The sequence below is a fragment of the Tsukamurella paurometabola DSM 20162 genome, from assembly GCF_000092225.1.
In the GTDB taxonomy this organism is placed as follows: domain Bacteria; phylum Actinomycetota; class Actinomycetes; order Mycobacteriales; family Mycobacteriaceae; genus Tsukamurella; species Tsukamurella paurometabola.
This window is the reverse complement of the sequence record NC_014158.1, coordinates 3,398,420-3,413,677: the sequence shown is the minus strand read 5'-3', so window position 1 is coordinate 3,413,677 and position 15,258 is coordinate 3,398,420. Positions and strand designations below refer to the sequence as shown.

Annotated in this window: 14 protein-coding genes; 11 read left to right on the top strand and 3 right to left on the bottom strand. The window is 68.6% G+C overall.

Features of this window, described 5'->3' with window-relative positions; translation table 11 throughout:
* The first annotated feature begins 1 nt into the window (after position 1).
* The 6 genes from TPAU_RS16585 to aroQ are packed head-to-tail and all read left to right on the top strand — an operon-like array spanning position 2 to position 6,671.
* Positions 2-1,150, top strand: coding sequence for an acyl-CoA dehydrogenase family protein (locus tag TPAU_RS16585; protein ID WP_013127904.1), 1,149 nt, complete (start codon positions 2-4; stop codon positions 1,148-1,150).
* Positions 1,147-1,674, top strand: a complete 528-nt coding sequence (locus tag TPAU_RS16580; protein WP_013127903.1) for a MaoC family dehydratase — start codon at positions 1,147-1,149, stop codon at positions 1,672-1,674. Before TPAU_RS16585 ends, TPAU_RS16580 begins: the two co-directional genes overlap by 4 nt.
* Positions 1,675-2,517, top strand: a complete 843-nt coding sequence (locus tag TPAU_RS16575; protein WP_013127902.1) for an HpcH/HpaI aldolase/citrate lyase family protein — start codon at positions 1,675-1,677, stop codon at positions 2,515-2,517. It abuts the gene before it with no gap.
* Positions 2,518-2,536: 19 nt separating this feature from the next.
* Entirely contained in the window at positions 2,537-4,162 is a 1,626-nt protein-coding gene (locus tag TPAU_RS16570) for an AMP-binding protein (protein ID WP_013127901.1), read from the top strand.
* A gap of 4 nt (positions 4,163-4,166) precedes the next feature.
* Complete coding sequence (locus TPAU_RS16565; RefSeq protein ID WP_013127900.1) at positions 4,167-6,029, top strand: acetoacetate--CoA ligase; 1,863 nt, start codon at positions 4,167-4,169, stop codon at positions 6,027-6,029.
* A gap of 42 nt (positions 6,030-6,071) precedes the next feature.
* On the top strand, positions 6,072-6,671 hold the full coding sequence (aroQ, locus tag TPAU_RS22015) for a gamma subclass chorismate mutase AroQ (protein WP_013127899.1): 600 nt from the start codon (positions 6,072-6,074) through the stop codon (positions 6,669-6,671).
* Positions 6,672-6,686: 15 nt separating this feature from the next.
* On the opposite strand, the gene TPAU_RS16555 is transcribed toward aroQ, so the two are convergent.
* On the bottom strand, positions 6,687-7,067 hold the full coding sequence (locus TPAU_RS16555) for a DUF4189 domain-containing protein (RefSeq protein ID WP_013127898.1): 381 nt from the start codon (positions 7,065-7,067) through the stop codon (positions 6,687-6,689).
* A 30-nt stretch (positions 7,068-7,097) separates the two neighbouring features.
* Positions 7,098-7,886 (bottom strand): SCO4651 family lipoprotein, encoded by a 789-nt coding sequence (locus tag TPAU_RS16550; RefSeq protein ID WP_013127897.1) that lies wholly within the window; start codon positions 7,884-7,886, stop codon positions 7,098-7,100.
* A gap of 309 nt (positions 7,887-8,195) precedes the next feature.
* Between TPAU_RS16550 and sucC the strand changes: the two genes are divergently transcribed.
* Complete coding sequence (gene sucC, locus TPAU_RS16545) at positions 8,196-9,359, top strand: ADP-forming succinate--CoA ligase subunit beta (protein ID WP_013127896.1); 1,164 nt, start codon at positions 8,196-8,198, stop codon at positions 9,357-9,359.
* A 16-nt stretch (positions 9,360-9,375) separates the two neighbouring features.
* Positions 9,376-10,278, top strand: a complete 903-nt coding sequence (sucD, locus tag TPAU_RS16540; RefSeq protein WP_013127895.1) for a succinate--CoA ligase subunit alpha — start codon at positions 9,376-9,378, stop codon at positions 10,276-10,278.
* Between the two features lie 58 nt (positions 10,279-10,336).
* On the opposite strand, the gene TPAU_RS16535 is transcribed toward sucD, so the two are convergent.
* Positions 10,337-11,554 (bottom strand): MFS transporter, encoded by a 1,218-nt coding sequence (locus tag TPAU_RS16535; RefSeq protein WP_115329672.1) that lies wholly within the window; start codon positions 11,552-11,554, stop codon positions 10,337-10,339.
* A gap of 73 nt (positions 11,555-11,627) precedes the next feature.
* Between TPAU_RS16535 and TPAU_RS16530 the strand changes: the two genes are divergently transcribed.
* Genes TPAU_RS16530 through TPAU_RS16520 form a run of 3 tightly spaced genes read left to right on the top strand, consistent with a single transcriptional unit; the run spans position 11,628 to position 15,190 of the window.
* Positions 11,628-12,527, top strand: a complete 900-nt coding sequence (locus tag TPAU_RS16530; protein WP_013127893.1) for a LysR family transcriptional regulator — start codon at positions 11,628-11,630, stop codon at positions 12,525-12,527.
* 57 nt (positions 12,528-12,584) lie between these two features.
* On the top strand, positions 12,585-13,640 hold the full coding sequence (locus TPAU_RS23225; RefSeq protein WP_013127892.1) for a DUF5336 domain-containing protein: 1,056 nt from the start codon (positions 12,585-12,587) through the stop codon (positions 13,638-13,640).
* Positions 13,641-13,696: 56 nt separating this feature from the next.
* Positions 13,697-15,190, top strand: coding sequence for a cell division protein PerM (locus tag TPAU_RS16520; RefSeq protein WP_013127891.1), 1,494 nt, complete (start codon positions 13,697-13,699; stop codon positions 15,188-15,190).
* Positions 15,191-15,258: the final 68 nt, after the last annotated feature.

The following is a 15,258-nucleotide window of genomic DNA, read 5'->3' as shown; positions in this document are numbered from 1 at the left end:
GATGGAACTGACCAGCGAGTACGCCGACCTGCGGGACACGGTGCGCGACTTCGCGAACCAGGTGGTGGCCCCCGTGTCCGCCAAGCACGACGAGGAGCATTCGTTCCCGTACGAGGTGGTCGAGCAGATGGGCCAGATGGGCCTGTTCGGTCTGCCCTTCCCCGAAGAGTACGGGGGTATGGGCGGCGACTACTTCGCCCTCGCTCTCGCCCTGGAGGAACTGGGCCGCGTCGACCAGTCCGTCGCGATGACCGTCGAGGCCGGTGTCGGCCTCGGCGCCATGCCGATCTACAAGTTCGGCACCGACGAGCAGAAGCAGAAGTACTTGCCCGCGCTCGCCGCCGGCGAGAGCCTGGCTGGCTTCGGCCTCACCGAGCCGGGATGCGGGTCCGATGCCTCCGGCACCGCCACCACCGCCAAGCTGGACGGTGATACCTGGGTGATCAACGGCTCCAAGCAGTTCATCACCAACTCGGGCACCGATATCACCAGCCTGGTGACGGTGACCGCGGTGACCGGAACCACGCCCGACGGCCGCAAGCAGATCTCAACGATCATCGTCCCCAGTGGTACTCCCGGATTCACCGTCGAGCCCGCCTACAACAAGGTCGGCTGGAACGCTTCCGACACCCACCCGTTGAGCTTCTCCGATGTGCGCGTGCCCTCGGAGAATCTGCTCGGCGAGGAGGGCCGCGGCTACGCGAACTTCCTGTCCATCCTCGACGAGGGCCGCATCGCCATCGCCGCCGTCGCCACCGGCGCCGCGCAGGGCTGCGTCGACGAGTCGGTGAAGTATGCCAAGGAACGCAACGCCTTCGGTAAGCCGATCGGTGAATTCCAGTCGATCGCATTCGCCATCGCACGGATGGAGGCGCGGGCGCACACCTCGCGCGTCGCCTACTACGAGGCGGCCCGGCTCATGCTGGCCGGCAAGCCCTTCAAGAAGGAGGCGGCCATCGCCAAGATGATCTCCTCCGAGGCGGCGATGGACAACGCCCGCATGGCCACCCAGATCCACGGCGGCTACGGATTCATGAACGAATACCCGGTGGCGCGGCACTACCGGGACTCGAAGATCCTCGAGATCGGTGAGGGCACCACCGAGGTCCAACTCCTGCTGATCGCGCGCTCGCTGGGGCTGACCGCGTGAGCGCGGCGAACCCCGACGGGGAGATCGGCGGCGAGCCGGTCAAGCACGTCGTTCAGCGAGGCCTGTGGTTCGACGAGTACGAGGAGGGCGTGCTGTACCAGCACCGCCCCGGTGTCACCGTCACCGAGGCCGACAACGTGCTGTTCACGAAGCTGACCATGAACACCCAGGCGCTCCACCTGGACGCGCACTGGGCCGGGCAGCAGCCAGGCTTCGGCGGGCAGCGCCTGGTGAATTCGATGTACACACTCTCCACGCTGGTCGGGTTGTCGGTCGCGCAGCTCACCCAGGGCACCCTGGTGGCCAACCTCGGCTTCTCCGAGATCGCTTTCCCGGCACCCGTGTTCGCCGGAGACACGTTGTACGCCGAGACCCTGTGCACCGGCAAGCGCGAATCCAAGTCGCGGCCGGGGGAGGGCATCGTGAACCTGCGGCACACCGCCCGCAACCAGGACGGTGTCGTCGTCGCGGTCGCCGAACGATCCACGCTGGTGCGTAAGGCACCACCGGAAGGAGCGAACTAGATGTTCCACCATGAGGATCTCAACGCTCCTGCCTGGCAGCCGCCCGGACCCGCGATCCTGTTCTGCCCGGCCGATCGGCCCGAGCGCTACGCCAAGGCCGCCGACCGCGCCGATGCGGTGATCCTCGATCTCGAGGACGCGGTGACGGCCGCCGCGCGGCCCGCCGCCCGCGAGGCGCTCCTCGCCACCCCGCTCGACCCCGCGCGGACCATCGTCCGGGTCAATGCCTTCGGCACCCACGACTTCGCCCAGGACATCGAGACCCTGCGGCGCTCGCCGTATCGGGTGATCATGCTCGCCAAGACCGAGTCGGCACACCAGCTCGACAAGGTGGCACAGGTCGACGGTCTCCAGGTGATCGCGCTCATCGAGACGCCGCTCGGCGCCGTCAACGTGAACGAGATCGCCGCGCACCCGCGCTGCATCGGCATCATGTGGGGCGCGGAAGATCTGGTGGCCGCCATGGGGGGACGGTCGAGCCGCTTTCCCGACGGCACCTATCGCGATGTGGCCCGCCACGTCCGCTCCTGCGTGCGTCTCGCCGCCGCCGCGCACGGCAAGTTCGCGCTCGACTCGGTGTACATCGACATCGGCGATACCGACGGGCTGACCGCCGAGGCGCTCGACGCGGTGGCCCTGGGATACGCCGCCACCGTGTGCATCCACCCCTCACAGGCCGCCGTCATCCGCGCCGCCTACCGACCCACCGACGACGAGATCGACTGGGCCCGCGAGGTGCTCGCTGCAGAGGCCGGGAACAACGGCGTTTACCAGGTGCGGGGCCAGATGATCGATGCACCGCTGCTCGCCCAGGCCCGCGCCATCGTCGCCCGACTCGACTGATTTCGTGGAGGAGACCGAGATGACCACCCCGTCCTACGACTGCGGCGACGCCGACCCCGCCCTGCTCACTCTCACCATCGGCGCGCAGCTCGAGCTCACCACCGACCGATACGGTGACCGCACCGCGCTCGTCGATGTGCCCTCCGGGCGGCGCTGGACCTACGACGAACTGCTCGCCGCTGCCCGTTCCTTCGCGGCCGGACTGGTGCGCAAGGGAATCCGGCGCGGCGATCGTGTCGGCGTCTGGGCGCCGAACACCCCCGAGTGGGTGATCGTCCAGTTCGGAACCGCGCTGGCCGGCGTGATCCTGGTCAACCTCAACCCGTCCTACCGGCAGCGCGAACTGGAGTACGCGCTGAACCAATCGGGGATCGTCGCGGTGTTCACGATGACCGCGTTCAAGACCTCCGAGTACGCCGCCATGCTGGAGGCCGCCCGCCCGGAGGCGCCCGACCTGCGCGATGTGGTCACCTTCGATGGCGCGGCCTGGGCCGAGTACCTGGCGGCACCGTCGGACGACGAGCTGGCCGACCTCACCGATCTGGGCGACCAACTCAGCGCCGACGACGCGATCAATATCCAGTACACGTCCGGCACCACCGGATTCCCCAAGGGCGCCACCCTCACCCACCGCAACATCCTCAACAACGGCTACCTCGTGGGCGAACTCCTGAACTACACCGAACAGGACTCGATCTGCATACCGGTGCCCTTCTACCACTGCTTCGGCATGGTGATGGGCAACCTCGCCGCCGTCACGCACGGGGCGGCCATGGTGATCCCCGGTCCCGCGTTCGTACCGCAGGACGCGCTCGCCGCCGTGGCCGCCGAGAAGTGCACCAGCCTCTACGGCGTTCCCACCATGTTCATCGCGGAACTCGCTCTGGCGGAGTTCGACTCCTACGATCTATCGAGCCTGCGCACCGGCATCATGGCGGGTTCCCCGTGTCCGGAGGAGGTGATGCGCAAGGTGGTCGACCGGATGGGCATGACCGAGGTCTCGATCTGCTACGGCATGACGGAGACCTCGCCCGTGTCCACGCAGACCCGCATCGACGATGCGCTCGAGTTGCGCGTGGGCACCGTCGGGCGGGTGGGACCGCACCTGGAGATCCGGGTGATCGACCCGATCGACGGCACCGTGATGCCCCGCGGCGAGGTCGGGGAGCTGTGCACCCGGGGCTATTCCGTGATGAAGGGCTACTGGAACAACGAGGAGAAGACCGCCGAGGCGATCGACGCCGAGGGCTGGATGCACACCGGCGACCTCGCGACCATGGACGATGCCGGCTACGTGCGGGTGACCGGCCGGATCAAGGACATGGTGATCCGCGGCGGCGAGAACATCTACCCGCGCGAGATCGAGGAGTTCCTCTACACCCACCCCGACATCCTGGACGCCCAGGTGATCGGCGTACCCGACGAGAAGTACGGCGAGGAGCTCATGGCGTGGATCCAACTCCGCGAGGGCGTGGATTCGTTCACCGTCGAAGACCTGAAGGCCTTCGCGGAGGGGAAGATCGCGCGGCATAAGATCCCGCGGTACGTGCACGTGGTCACGGAGTTCCCGATGACGGTATCCGGAAAGATCCGCAAGGTGCAGATGCGTGAGGAGTCCGTCGAGCTCCTCGGTCTGGGAGAGTAGGCCGATGTTCGCGATCGACCGATTCGCCGAGACCGTCGGCATCGTTCCCGGCGATTACGAGGCGGTGCATCGCTTCTCCGTCGATGAGCCGGAACGGTTCTGGGGCGCGGTGTGGGACTTCTTCGATCTCGGTGAACGCACCGGCCCGGTGCTCGTGAGCCGCGAGATGCCTGGCGCGCAGTGGTTTCCCGAGGTCCGTCTGAACTACGTCGACCAGGTGCTGAAGTGGTCCTCGCAGCCGGGGGATGCCCTCGTGGGCCTGTCGGATGACGGTACGCGCGTGGCGATCCCGTGGTCGGAGCTGCCGGCCCGGATCTCGGCGACAGCGGAACTGCTGCGATCGCTGGGTGTCGGCCCAGGCGATACCGTTGCCGCCTATCTGCCCGACGAGCCCTTTGCCGTGATCGCCTTCCTCGCCACCGCGTCGATCGGCGCGATCTGGTCGGGGTGCGGGCAGGACTACGCGCCCGAGGGCGCGGCCGGCCGGATGGCCCAGCTGAAGCCGGTGGTGCTCTTCGCCCGCGACGGCTACCAGTTCGGCGACAAGGACGTGGACAAGCGTGCCGACACCGCCGAACTCGCGCGGCTGCTCGGGGTACCGGCATCACACGTGATCACCGCGCTCCCCGATCCCGATGCAAAGACGCCCGCGTTGGAACCGGTGGACGTGCCCTTCGATCATCCGTTGTGGGTGCTGTTCAGCTCCGGAACCACGGGCAAGCCCAAGGGCATCGTGCAGGGGCACGGCGGCATCCTCGTCGAACACGTGAAGGTGCTGGGACTGCACAACGAGATCGGTCCCGGCGATGTGTTCTACTGGCATACCGCGTTGAGCTGGATGATGTGGAATTACCAGGTGGCCGGCCTGCTCGTGGGCGCCACCGTGGTGTGCTTCTCCGGGCACCCGCTGGCGCCCACCGCCGATCGGCTGTGGCAGATCTGCGAGGACGAGAAGGTCACCTTCTTCGGTACCAGCCCCGGCCAATTGCAGGCCTCGCGCAAGGCGGATCTCGACCCCGGTACGCAGCATGCGCTGGTGCTCAAGACCGTGGGCAGCACCGGGTCGCCGCTGGCCCCCGACCTGTTCACCTGGGTCGACCAGCATGTGGCGCACGGGCTCCCGGTCAGCTCCGTCTCCGGTGGCACCGACGTGTGCAGCGCCTTCTGCGGCGGCACCGCCTCGGTTCCGCACGTTCCGGGAGAGCTGACGGTGCGCTACCTCGGCTGCGCATTGGAGGCCTGGGGCCCGGACCGGACGCCGCTCATCGGCGAGGTGGGCGAGATGGTGATCATCCGGCCCATGCCGTCCATGCCCACGCACTTCTGGAACGATCCCGGCGATGCGAAGTACCGCGCCGCGTACTTCGAGCACGAATGGGTCGATGGGATCGCGCCGAACGTGTGGCGGCACGGAGATTGGGTGGAACTCACCGACCGCGGCTCGATCACGATCCACGGCCGCAGCGATGCGACGCTGAACCGCAACGGCATTCGCATGGGCTCCGCTGACATCTACGAGGTGGTCGAGGCGGTGCCCGAGGTCGCCGAGGCGATGGTCGTGGGCGTCGACGGGCCCGACGCGAAGTACTGGATGCCGATGTTCCTGACCCTGATCCCAGGCGCGGAGCTGACCGACGAACTGGTGCAACGCATCCGCACTGACGTGCGCACGCGCCTCTCACCCCGCCACGTTCCCGACGAGATCATTCTCGCGCCGGGAATTCCGCACACGAAGACCGGGAAGAAGTTGGAGATCCCGGTGACCGGCATGCTCGCCGGTCGTGAGGTGAACGTGGACCCGAAATCCGTCGATGACCCCGGCCTGCTCGGCTGGTACCAGGACGCGGGGCGCCTGCACACTTGGTAGTGATGACCCGCGTCGATGCGAGAGCATCGGTAGGTTGGTGGTGTGAGATCTCCAGGTAAGCGTTGGTTCACTGCCGTTGCCGCGCTGCTCGTCGTGGTTGCCGGTTCACAGGTGGGCGGGGGTGCTGCCACCGCGGCTCCTGCGCTGCCGCAGACGGCCCCGGTCGCCGTCGTCGACCTTCTGGGCCAAAGGCTGGCGCTGGCGGAGGAGGTCGCGGCGACGAAGTGGCGTGAGCGGCGCCCGGTCCGGGACGCCGCGCAAGCCGACGCCGTGGTGCGTTCAGCAGTCGCCCAGGGAAGGCAGCGCGATCTCGACGAGCAGTACGTCACGGCGGTCTTCTCCGATCAGATCGCTGCGAGTGAGTCGGTGCAGTTCGCCTTGCACGGGCGCTGGTCCATCGATCGGACCGCAGATCCCAAGCCGGGCGATCTGGTCACAGTGCGGTCCACGTTGGCGGCACTCACACCGCGCATTCTCGATTCCCTCCGTGCCCTCGAGACCGACGCTCGCGGTGTCGGCGCCTGCGAGGCCGATGTGCGATCGGCAACGCAACAGCAGATCGACGCGAGGCGATGGAGTGACGAGCGCGGTGCCGCATTACGATTCGCCGTGTCGCGGCTTTGCCCGTCGCGGACTGCCTAACTGCGTTCCTCCCCGTCAGCCGTGGTTCGAGGTGCAGGCCCAGGTGTAGATGTAGCCGCCGTTGCGCAGGGCCCGATTCTGGGCGACCCCCAGGGTGTCGCCGACGTTGCCCCAGTAACTGGTGCGTGTCTTCGCCACGGCGCCACAGCCGTTGACGAACGAGGCCAGGATGCGACAGTTACCGTCGCAGTAGCTGAGGGCGACGCGCTCCGCGGTGGCCCGGTTGCCGTAATCGAGGGCGCGGCCCCAGGCGCCGTTGCTACCGACGGCGATCGCGCCGTAGAAGACGCCGGGCTCGGCGTTGGAGGCGACGGGCGCCACGGTGGACAGACCGGTGGCGATGCCGATCACGGCCAGGCCTCCGGCGGCGATGCGCTTGCTGCGTGAGATCGTCATGATGGTTCCTTCCGGGAGAATGGTGTGAGATCAGTTGCCGTCGAGGGACTTCTGGTCGCCGCCCTCGGCGGGCGTCGGTGCGGCCACATCGGGCTTGGTGACGGTCACCTTCTCGCCCCACTTCGAGAACGTGAGCGAGAGCGTCGCGTCTTTGACCGGGATCACGGAGATCTTCACCAGCTGGTGATCGCCGCTCGACTGGATCCAGACCGTGGTGCCGACCGCGGTGCTCGCGCCCTCGGTGGTGACCCGTGAGCCACTGATCGCGGCGATGTCCGACGCCGGAACGGTGCCGGTGATCTTCTCTGTCTTCTGCCCGTCGACCGTCTCGCTGCCGGCCGGCTTCGGATCCTTGAGCTTGGCCAGGATGTTGGGGATGCCCTTGGCGGGGTCGAACAGGGCGCTCACGTCGTAGATCGAGTCACCCCGGCCGTAATCGGTGTACTTGCCGCCCGTCAGATCGGCATACATCCGGCCGTCGATGAACACGAACTTCGCCTCGACGGTGCTTCCCGCGTTCACGGTCGCGGTGCCCTTGGCGGCCACGGTCGGCTTGTTCTGCAGGTCGCCGCTCACGGTGGTGACCGGCAGATCCGGGATCGTGCCCGTCGTGGCGAGCTCGAAGTGCGCGCTGGTGACGTTCTTGGACGCCTCCGATGCGCTCGTCACCAGTCCGGCCGCGTCGATGTTCGACGAGGAGCTGCCGGCCGTTGTCTCCGAACCGGACGTGTCCTTCGTGTCCGAGCACCCGGTCAGAGCGACGGTGAGTGCCATCGCCGCGGAGGCGGCGACCAAAGCGGGGCGGGAAGTCATCTTCATGGTGTGCGATCTCCTTCTGTTCGATGGGAGAAACCATCGATGAGGGCGCTTAACCCGGGCTTGCCGATGTCTGAATCCCGACTGTTCCCGCAGGTGGTCGCCGACATCGCCCGGAACCTACTGATCGGTAGGTTCCGGGCGGCGATATTCCCAGGTCACGCCCCATGAGGTGTCCGGATCCGCGACGCTGGGCAGTGAGATACGCCATTTGCAACGGGTCCCCGTCAGCGCTGATCGGGCGGGGCATAGAGTCGAACCCGGACCCGTGTGAATGCGGGTGGACCGAGTAACCAGACAGATGGTGAGCTGATGGATCTCTTCGAATACCAGGCGAAGGAACTGTTCGCTAAGCACGGTGTGCCAACCACGCCGGGCCGAGTGACGGACACCGCCGCTGATGCACGCGCGATTGCTGAGGAAATCGGCAAGCCCGTGATGATCAAGGCGCAGGTGAAGGTGGGCGGCCGCGGTAAGGCCGGCGGCGTCAAGTACGCCCCCACCGCCGACGACGCGCAGACCCACTCGGAGAACATCCTGGGGCTGGACATCAAGGGCCACGTGGTGAAGAAGCTCCTGGTGGCCGAGGCGAGCGACATCGCGGAGGAGTACTACATCTCCTTCCTGCTCGACCGCGCGAACCGCACCCACCTCGCCATGTGCTCCGTGGAGGGCGGCGTGGAGATCGAGGTGACCGCCGAGGAGAACCCCGACGCGCTGGCCAAGGTCGCCATCGATGCCACCAAGGGCGTCGACTTGGCACTGGCCCGCGAGATCGCCGAGAAGGGCAAGCTCCCCGCCGAGGTGCTCGATGCCGCGGCCGTGACCATCCAGAAGCTCTGGGAGGTCTACGTCGGTGAGGACGCCACCCTGGTGGAGGTCAACCCGCTGGTGCGCACCCCCGACGATCAGATCCTCGCCCTCGACGGCAAGGTGACGCTCGATGAGAACGCCGACTTCCGGCATCCCGAGCACGCCGCCTTCGCCGACGCCGGGTCCACCGACCCGCTCGAGCTCAAGGCCAAGGAGAACGACCTCAACTACGTCAAGCTCGACGGTCAGGTCGGCATCATCGGCAACGGCGCGGGCCTGGTCATGTCGACCCTCGACGTGGTCGCCTACGCCGGAGAGAAGCACGGCGGCGTCAAGCCCGCCAACTTCCTCGACATCGGCGGCGGCGCCTCGGCCGAGGTCATGGCCGCAGGCCTCGACGTGATCCTCGGCGACGAGCAGGTCAAGAGCGTCTTCGTCAACGTCTTCGGTGGCATCACCGCCTGCGACGCGGTCGCCAACGGCATCGTCGGCGCGCTCAACACCCTCGGCGACACGGCCTCCAAGCCGCTCGTCGTGCGCCTCGACGGGAACAAGGTCGAGGAGGGCCGGGCGATCCTGGCCGCCGCGAACCACCCGCTGGTGACGCTGGCGCAGACCATGGACGAAGGCGCCGACAAGGCCGCCGAGCTGGCGAACAAGTAAGGGAGACAACGACAACATGGCTATCTTCCTGACCAAGGACAACAAGGTCATCGTCCAGGGCATCACCGGCGGCGAGGGCACCAAGCACACCGCGCTGATGCTCAAGGCCGGCACCAACGTGGTGGGCGGTGTGAACGCACGCAAGGCGGGCACCACCGTCTCGCACACCGATAAGGACGGCAACGCCGTCGAGCTGCCCGTCTTCGGATCGGTCGCCGAGGCCATCGAGAAGACCGGGGCCGACACCTCCATCGCGTTCGTGCCGCCTGCGTTCTCCAAGGACGCCATCATCGAGGCCATCGATGCCGAGATCCCGCTGCTCGTGGTGATCACCGAGGGCATCCCGGTGCAGGACTCCGCGTACGCGTGGGCCTACAACGTCGATAAGGGACAGAAGACCCGCATCATCGGCCCGAACTGCCCCGGCATCATCACCCCGGGCGAGGCACTCGTCGGTATCACCCCGAACAACATCACCGGTACCGGTCCTGTCGGCCTGGTGTCGAAGTCGGGCACGCTGACCTACCAGATGATGTACGAGCTGCGCGATTTCGGATTCTCCACCGCGATCGGCATCGGCGGCGACCCGGTGATCGGCACCACCCACATCGATGCCATCGAGGCCTTCGAGAAGGACCCGAACACCAAGGTGATCGTGATGATCGGCGAGATCGGCGGTGACGCCGAGGAGCGTGCCGCCGACTACATCAAGGCGAACGTCACCAAGCCGGTGGTCGGCTACGTGGCCGGCTTCACCGCCCCCGAGGGCAAGACCATGGGCCACGCCGGTGCCATCGTCTCGGGCTCCTCGGGCACGGCCGCCGCGAAGAAGGAGGCCCTCGAGGCCGCCGGCGTCAAGGTGGGCAAGACCCCGTCCGAGACCGCCGCTCTCGCTCGCGAGATCCTGCAGTCGCTGTAACACAGCGCATTCGGTCCACCGCCCCGTCGTCCATCCGGACGGCGGGGCGGTCCCGTTTCTAGGCCGACGGTGCGGTTTCGACCCTCCGGAACGCCAGGTAGAGCACGAGGGCGGCGCCGGCGAGTCCCGAACCGAGCAGGCATGCGCCGGTCCAGCCCGCGAGTGGCCATAGCGCGGCCGTCGCAGCGGAACCCAGCGTGCCACCGAGGAAGAACGTGCCCATGAACACGGCGTTGATCCGTCCTCGTGCCTCCGGTCGCAGTGAGAAGACCACCGCCTGAGACGAATTCAGTGCGGCCTGCTGGCCGATACCCATCAGGACCAGACCGGCGATCAGCGCCGGTAGCCCGATCACCCCACCGGCCGGGATCATCAGCAGCCACGCGATCGCCTGCAGTGCCAGTCCACCCGCGGTGATCCGCGGACCGTGCCCCCGATCGACGAAGCGTCCGATCGTGGGCCCCGACAGTGCGCCGACCGCGCCCAAGAGACCGATCGCGCCGATCGCCGCCGGCGTCCAGCCGAACCGGGAACCCGAGAGCAGGAACGTCACGGCAGCGCCCTGCACCATGAACGACCCCAGCGCCAGGCCGATCAGCACCGCCCGCAGCCGGAGCACCGGAAGATCGCGGATCAACCCGGCCATCGACGACAGCAACGCGCGGTATCCGGCCGCCGTGAGTCCGGGCCGCCCCGGATCGTGCCGGGGGAGCGCCCGGGCGAGTGCCACGGTCACCAGCACGATCAAGCCCGCGAGGACGAGATACGGGGTGCGCCAGCCCGCGAGATCGGACAGCACACCCGAGAGGAACCGGCTCACGACCGTACCCAGGACCAGGCCACTCATCACGATTCCCACGGCACGTGCCTGATGCTCCGGCCCGGCGAGCTCCGCCGCGTAGGGAACGATCACCTGCGCGCCCACTGAGGTGATCGCGGCGGCGGTGGCCGCCACCAACAGGACCGTGCCCGACGGTGCCGCACCCGCGGCCACCAGGGCGGCTGCGGTGATCACCAACAGCGTGAGCGCGAGGGGGCGGCGGCGCACCGCATCGGCCATCGGCACCAACAGCACCAGCCCGACCGCGTAGCCGGCCTGTGCGGCGGTCACCAGCAGCCCGGCGGCGGTCTCGGACATGTCGAGCCGCTCTTGAAGGAGGCCGAGGATCGGGTGAGCGAGGTAATTGCCGGCGACGGACAATCCGGTCGCGAGGGCCATCAGGCGCAGCAGACCGGACGTGGTGGCGCTGGGCGCTTCGGCGGTTGACGTGGTCACGCATCGACTATCGTCGGCGGCGAGCAATGAGTCCAACACATGATTTCGATTGAATGATCTACTGGAGTGATCGATGGAGTTGCAGCAACTGCGCTATGTGATCGCGACCGCCGAGACGCTCAACTTCACCCGCGCCGCGGAGCGCTGCCACGTGGTGCAATCCGCGCTCAGCCACCAGATCGCCGCGCTCGAACGCGAGCTCGGCGCCCGGCTCTTCGATCGAACCAACCGCGCCGTCCGGCTCACCGCGGCCGGGGAGGCCTTCCTGCCACAGGCCCGGGCCGCGCTCGCCGCCACCGAACGTGCCGCCGACGAGGTGGCCTCGACGCTCGGAAGCGTCCGCGGCACGGTGACTGTGGGCATGATCCCCACCTTCACCGTCTTCGACGTGGTCGACGTGCTCCGACGGTACCGCCGCGCCTACCCCGATGCGGCGGTCCGCGTGCGCAGCGGCGCGAGCGAGATTCTCCTCGACGAGGTGCGTCGCGGCACGCTCGACCTGGCCTTTCTCGGCGTCCCGGAGGGCTTCTCGACCGCCGGGGTGATCGCGCGCGAGCTTCGGTTCGAGCGGCTCGTGCTGGTCGCCTCCCAGGCGCGCGGACTCGTCGGGCCGCTCGCCCTAGCGGACCTGGCGGACGAGCCCTTCGTCGACTACCCGGCGGGCGGCGCTGGACGCGCCGAGACCGACCTCGCCTTCGCCGCCGCGGGCGTGCACCGCTCGGTCCCGTTCGAAGTGGACCGCTCCGAAACCATGCTCGCGCTGATCGCCGCCGGCCTCTGCGTGGGGACGGCAGCGCTCGGAACCGTGCCTGACGGTGCCGGGCTCGCCACCGTCGACCTGCTCGACGGACCGACCCGCACCCAGTACCTGGTGCACTCGAAGCTGCTCAGCCCCGCCGCCCGCGCTCTGCTGTCGATCGTGGACCGAACGCTCAGTGAGGTGAACCACAGAACCGTCGGTGATGGTGTATAGGGTGGTGACGTACTGGTCCCTCGGGGCCGATTGTCGACCGTTCGGGGAGATGACTTCATGACCTATTCAGGCGGATACGGGCAGCAGCCGGGCCAGGGGGGCTACGGTCAGCAGCCCGGCCAGCCGGGGCAGCAGGGCTACGGCCAGCCGAGTTACGGCGAGCAGCAGGGCCAGGGCGGCTACGGCCAGCCCGCCCCGCAGCAGGGTTACGGCCAGCCCGCGCCGCAGGGATACGGCCAGGCCCCGCAGGGCTATGGCCAGGCGCCCCAGGGATACGGACAGGGCTACCCGCAGCAGGGCTACGGCCAGCAGTACGGCGGCTACCAGCAGCAGGCACCCGCCGCCCCGGCGAAGCCGCTCGACTTGGCGCTGGTGCTCTCCATCGCCACCGCCGCGCTCGGCGTGATCACCTTCCTGCTCGGCTTCCTCCCGTACGCCAAGGGCACGAACGTCTACACGGGTTCCACCGCGACTGCGAACGCCTTCGAGATCATCCTCAGCGGGCCGCTTCTCGCGCTCGCCCTGCTCCTCGCGGGTGGAATCTCCGCCGGGCTCAGCCTGATCTCCAAGGGCAACACCGGCCGCACCCCGGCTGCCGCGCTCTCCATCGCAGGCTTCCTGGTGCTCCTGTTCGGCCTGTTCTCCTGGGACGGCCTGGCATTCGGTTTCTGGATCGCGCTGGTGTTCGCGCTGCTGACCGCGGCCGCCGCCACCGTGCTGGTGCTGGTCGATTCGGGTGTCATCACCAACCCGGCCGACGCCGCCAAGAACTCGGACGCCGACGCCAGCGCGTCGACCGCCCCGCAGGCGCAGCAGGCCCCGGCCGCGGATCAGAACGCCCCCGCGCCGCAGCAGGCCCCCGTCTCGTCGCCGTCGCAGCCCGCCGCGCAGTGGCCCAGCTACGGCAGCGGCTACCAGTCGAGCGCGACCCCGTCCGCCCAGGCGCCGGCCGCGTCCGGCTACCCGGCCCCGTCGGCCCCGGGCGCCTCGGCGTCGAACGACGACGTGACCACCGCGTTCAGCCCGGGCGCGCCCAGCACGCAGTCCTTCGGTTCGCCGACCCACGGCAGCCACTCCGCCGAGGGCGACGACAAGCCGGGCCAGCAGAACTGACCCGTCTGCGGCGCGCCTGAGACGCCGTCGGCCGCTCCGATGACAGAGTGGATCCGATGACCGATTCAGCGCGCGCCGCCGGACCGGGCCCGAGCGAGACCCGGCCGCTGTTCGTCGTGGCCTTCGGGCCCTCGCTCGTGACACTCGCGTCGGCCCTGGTGGTCGGCGCGATCGTGCTTCTCAGCGCCGGTACCGACCTCGCGGCGCTGGTCCCCACCGTCGCGGGACTCTGGCTCGCGGTGCACCAGGTGCCCGTGACCATCAGCGACATCACCCTCGGCGTGCTGCCGCTCGTACCCACCGTCGCCTTGGTCTGGGGGGCCGCCCGCGCCGCCCGCCGCGCCGGGGGAGAGGGTCGCCCCCTCGCCGAACTGCGGTCCGTGCTGCTCTGCGCCATCGCCGGACCGGCTCTGTTCACCGCGATCTCGCTGGCCGTGGTCAACGATGCCGCGGGCCGGTTCACCATCTCCACGCCGTCGCCGCTCACCGCTTTCCTGTGCACCCTCGCGGTGCACCTGGGCGGTGCGCTCCTGGGCCTGGCTCCCGCCTACTGGCCCGCGGTGGTGCGCTACCTGGGCCTGCCCGGCTGGGTCACCGACAGTGCGCGGCTCGCGGGCACAGCGCTACTCGTGTTCTTCGGCGTCGGGCTCGCCATCGTGCTGGTGCGGTTGATCTGGCAGTGGCAAACCGTGTTCGAACTGGTTCGATCCGGAAACGACGCGGTCGGGATGGTCGCCCTGGTCGTGCTCTCGCTGCTGTATCTGCCCAATGTGGTGATCGCCGCCGCCGCATTGCCGCTCGGCGTGAGCGTTCAGCTCGGCCCCATCTCGATGAGCCTGTTCTCCGCCGCTCCCGGTCGCGCCCCGGGTATCCCGATCCTCGCGGTGCTCCCGCAGGGCGAGAGCCCCTGGTATCTGCTGCCTCTGCTCGCCGTGCCGGCGGCGGTCGCGATCTGGATCGGTCGACGGTGCGCCTCACGCACCCTCATCCTCGGCCCCACCGTGGCCTCCGTTGCCACGACCGCGCTGTTCACCGCGGCCGGTTTCACGGTGGCCGCGTTCGCCGCGGGCGGCACCCTGGGCGGGTTCGGCTACGCCGGTGTCGACTTGCCGCAGCTCTTCGGTTTCACCTTCGCCTGGATCGCGTTGATCGGCGTGCTCGCGGCGCTGGTACTGCAGCAGTTCGGCGACTCCCAGTGGGTACGCGCCGCCCGGCGCGCCGATGAGCACGCCGCCTCCGGATACACCACGTACGCCGACGAGGACGATGTGGTCGACGACAGGACCGCCGCCGCGGAGACCGTCGAGATCGTCCCCGCCGACCGCGACTCCCGTACCGGGGCGACCGATGAGGTGACCGAGGAGCTCACCGTCGACCCCGACGACGGACGGTCGGGCCCGGCCGACGACGAGGCGGATACGGGCGACTTCGACGCCGTCGCCGACCAGCCCACCAGCCGCGTGCGGCAGGCCCGCGGCGCTCGCGCGACGAACCGCGACCGGGCGATATCCGACATCGAGGAACTCGACAGCTACACCTTCGGTCAGTAGCCGAGAGCGGCGGCGTTAGGCTGAAGCCGCATCGTCCCCCTTGCGAGGAGAACATCCTGACCACGCCC